Origin of the sequence: Photorhabdus temperata (assembly GCF_025384845.1) — a bacterium.
GTDB classification, from domain to species: Bacteria; Pseudomonadota; Gammaproteobacteria; order Enterobacterales; family Enterobacteriaceae; genus Photorhabdus; species Photorhabdus temperata.
In genome coordinates, this window is sequence record NZ_JAJAFX010000123.1 from 1 (window position 1) to 4,089 (window position 4,089).

The following is a 4,089-nucleotide window of genomic DNA, read 5'->3' on the forward strand; positions in this document are numbered from 1 at the left end:
GCGACTGGCAGTTATTGGAAGAACAGCCCGCGACGCTGGGCGGTAACCTGCTGCAAGGCACGGCGCTGCTCTCCCGTTATCGGCCCAAAAAGGGGCAGCAAGTTTATCAATATCAGGCGGTATTCCTGCTGGACGAGAAAAAAACGCTGATTTTCACCTTGTCATCCCAACAGGCGTTCACCGATGCTCAACGGCAGTGGCTGGATGACTGCCTGAAAAGTTTCCACTTCTAGGGAGGGGCGCTATGCCAGAAGCCGCACGGGTTGGGGACACGATAGGCCATTCCAGCGCCATGGCGGGATTGATGGCGGGGACCGTCATCGGTTCATTAATTTCAGCCGCCGGAGGAATTCTGTCGGGGGCCCTCTTTGTCGCCGGATTGGCCGCATCCTGTATCGGGGTAGGCGTTTTGCTGATTGGTGCCGCCATTGCGGTGAGCATGGCGACGGGATATTTAGGCGATATGGCGCGTGATGCCTGCGTCTCTGCGGGGGCCTCATCGCGAAGTCCCTGCGGGGAAATCACACGAGGTTCCCCCAATGTGTCTATCAACAGCAAACCCGCCGCCATCGCGACGCGTAGTCAAGTGGCGTGCAGTAAAGAGAATGGCATTCGCCAGATGGCGGAAGGTTCTGACTCCGTTTTCATCAATGGCTATCCTGCGGTGCGGGTCGGAGACAAAACTGCCTGTGATGCGGCGGTAATGACCGGTTCGTCTAATGTCTTCATCGGCGGCGGGACGGCGCAGACGGCAAACATTGTGCCGGAAATCCCTAAATGGGCGTACACCGTTTCCGATTTAACGATGTTTGCGGCAGGGTTAATTAGTTTTGGTGGCGCAGCAGCTAAAGGCCCCGGAGCGTTGCAGAAGCTGTTCAGCAAGGTACCGGGCGCGGATAAAATCCGCAAAATCACCTGTCGGCTGGGGGCGCTTGCCGTAGCTATTCCTGTCGCGGGTATTCTTATGAACCCGGTGGAAGTCATCGCCGGTCAGAAATTCCTGAATGATGAGGATGAACTGGACTTCGTTTTTGACGCTGAATTGCCGCTCTACTGGCAGCGTAGCTACCTGAGCCGTTATCAGTATGACAGTGTACTTGGTCAGGGCTGGAACCTGTTCTGGGAAAGCCATCTCACGCGGGTGGAAGGCGGGCTGCTCTGGCGTTCCCCTGCCGGGGATATCGTGCCATTTCCTGATGTGCCGGTAGGACACTGTTGTTTCTGCCCTGATGCCCAGAGCAACCTGGTACACACGCCGGAAGATACCTGGGAAATCCGTGACGCGGGTGAATTGGTTTATCACTATACGGCTTTTGATAATGACGGCTTCAGTCACCTGAGCCACATCCGCGATAACGTCGGCAACGAACAGCGCTTCCACTACAACGAACAGCACCAGATGGTCAATATCACGGGCCGTGGCGAGCTTAACCTGCACTGCGATTACGTGATGATGGAAAACGATAACCAAACGGTCTCCCGTCTTACCGCCGTCTGGCGCGAACTGCACGACGGCGATCGTATTCAGCTTTGCCGCTACCATTATAACGAAAACGCCCAACTGACGGGGGTCAGCCATCGCAACGACGCTCTCCAGCGACAATTTGGCTGGACAGAGCACGGCGTGATGGCATGGCATCAGGACGCGCGCGGCCTGCGCTGTGATTATAAGTGGGAACAGACTGACGAAGCGCTGTGGCGTGTGGTTGCTCAGCAAACCAGCGAAGGAGCGGGCTATCGGCTGGAATACGATAATGAGAACGCCGCCCGCACGGCGCACTGGCATGACGGCACCCGCACGGTTTGGCGCCTCAACGACGCGCACCACATCATTCACTGCCGCGACCGCAACGGCACAGAGCACCATATTCTGTGGGATGAATTTGGCCTGCCGAACGGCTACACAGATGCGGACGGCCACACCCGCCTGAGTGAATGGGACAAACACGGCCGCCAGCTAAGTTTCACGGATGCTAACGGCAACCAGACCGGCTGGCAGTACCAGAATGATACCGACCAGCTCACTTTTATCTTCTGGCCGGATGGCACCGAAACGGCATTGGCTTACGATGAATTTGGGCGGCTGGTGAGTGAAACCTCGCCACTGAAACAAACCACCCGTTATCACTACGGCTTTAATAATACGGTACGTCCTTACAAAGTCACTGATGCCAAAGGCGGGGAAAGCCATTTTATGTGGAATGGTCAGGGGCAGTTGATTCGCCACACTGACTGTGCCAACCAGAGCAGCACATGGCGCTACGATGATGAGAACCGACTGAGCCGCTTTACCAACGCGCTAATGGAAACAGTCAGTTATGACTATAACGATAGCGGTCAGTTAATCCTCGTCACCTATCCTGACGATTCCACCGAACACATGGCATGGGACAGCGCGGGTCAGTTGACCTATCACCAGCGCAATGAGAATGTGCCCCGCTCCTGGGAATACAATGCCTTAGGTCAGGTGGTCTGTGCGACAGACCGTCTGCAACGTCAAATTCGCTATCAGTACAGCCCTGACGGGCATCTGGTGAAAATTGAGAATGCCAACGATGGCCGCTATTTGCTGAACCGTGATGCCGAAGGGCGCTTAATCGAAGAAATCCGTCCCGACGACACCTTAATCCAGTACGAATACAACGCGGCGGGCTTGTTGAGCACCGAACGGCGCATGGGTGACCGGGTGTTCAAATACCCGGAACGTCGGGTACACCAGCATTATGATGCGGCCGGTCAGTTGATTCAGCGGGAAACCTACACGGACACTTATCAGTACCGGTGGGACAAAATGGGCCGGCTGCTGGAAGCCCGCCGTGAACCAAACGACAACGGCAAACAACTGGGGATAGTGCCCAACACCGTGCGTTTTGGCTACGACGCGCTGGGACGGGTTATCCGGGAGCAGAACGGCGATGACTGCCTCCAGTTCAGCTATGACGAACTGGATAACCTGACCGCCCTCACGCTGCCGCAGGGCGGCACCTTAAGCTGGCTCTACTACGGTTCCGGTCATCTGAGTGCGATCCGGCATGAACAGAAACTGATAACTGAATTTGAGCGCGATGACCTGCATCGAGAAACCCGGCGCACGCAGGGCGGGCTGTTTCAGCTACGCGATTATGATCCCCTGGGGCGCTGTACCCACCAGTACAGCCTGCCGTTGAAACAGGCCGATGCAGAGCCACTGCCCTATCTCAGCGAGGGTAAGCCGTGGCGGGCGTGGCTCTACAACCCCCAGGACGAATTGCAGGTGATGGAAGATCATTACCGGGGCATGATCGAATATCTTTATGACTCCGAAAGTCGCCTGAAAAAAGTGACGCATTGGGGCAGCGCTTATGATGAGATGTTGTGGTACGACCGGGCGGATAACCTGCTGGAGCAACCGCAGGCGATACTCAAGCGTGAGGCGGAAGAGCGGGGATTTTCTAAGGCGATGGAGCCGCAGGGCGACCGCCTGAACCACTGGCGAGAATGGCGCTATGAGCATGACCCTCACGGTAACATAACCCGCCGGGAGGGCAGAATGCGCAAAACCCAGGATTACCGCTATGATGGCGACAACCGCCTGATCGTGGCGGTAATCGGCAACACCACGGCGCGTTATCATTATGATGCCCTTGGGCGGCGTATCCGCAAGGTGGTGAAGATCGGGATTGATGGACTGGCGCGTTATGAACAAACCGATTTTGTCTGGCATGGCCTGCGACTGTTGCAGGAGCGCGAGGCGAAAAATGGCGAAACGCAGACCTACTGTTACGAATCCCATGACAGCTACACCCCGCTGGCCAGCATCGTCACGAGAGGAACCATACACGACTACTTCTGGTATCACACTGATATCAACGGTGCGCCGTTGGAAGTGACGGACGAGGACGGCAAAATCGCGTGGGCGGGGAAATATAACGTTTTTGGTGAACTGAATGGCCCGCCGCTGGCTCACTTCACCGATCCGGCCTGGTCGCCAAAGGGCTTTGGTTTCAGGCAAAACCTGCGCTATGCGGGACAATATTTTGACAAAGAGACCGAGCTGCATTTTAATACTTACCGGTATTATGCCCCGGAAATAGGCCGGTTTATAACGCC

The 4,089-nt window shown here is 56.1% G+C and carries 3 protein-coding genes; 2 read left to right on the plus strand and 1 reads right to left on the minus strand.

Going from position 1 to position 4,089, the window contains the following annotated elements:
- The coding region (locus tag LGZ99_RS23550) for a DcrB-related protein (protein WP_262979753.1) at nucleotides 1-233 on the plus strand (233 nt) is incomplete at its 5' end.
- On the opposite strand, the gene LGZ99_RS23555 is transcribed toward LGZ99_RS23550, so the two are convergent.
- The gene (locus LGZ99_RS23555) at nucleotides 178-552 is read right to left on the minus strand and encodes a hypothetical protein (protein ID WP_262979754.1); all 375 of its coding nucleotides are present in this window, start codon (nucleotides 550-552) and stop codon (nucleotides 178-180) included. The genes LGZ99_RS23550 and LGZ99_RS23555 overlap by 56 nt on opposite strands.
- Here LGZ99_RS23555 and LGZ99_RS23560 point away from each other — a divergent pair.
- Nucleotides 542-4,089 (plus strand): DUF6531 domain-containing protein (locus tag LGZ99_RS23560; protein ID WP_262979755.1); only part of this gene is annotated, 3,548 nt, incomplete at its 3' end. The genes LGZ99_RS23555 and LGZ99_RS23560 overlap by 11 nt on opposite strands.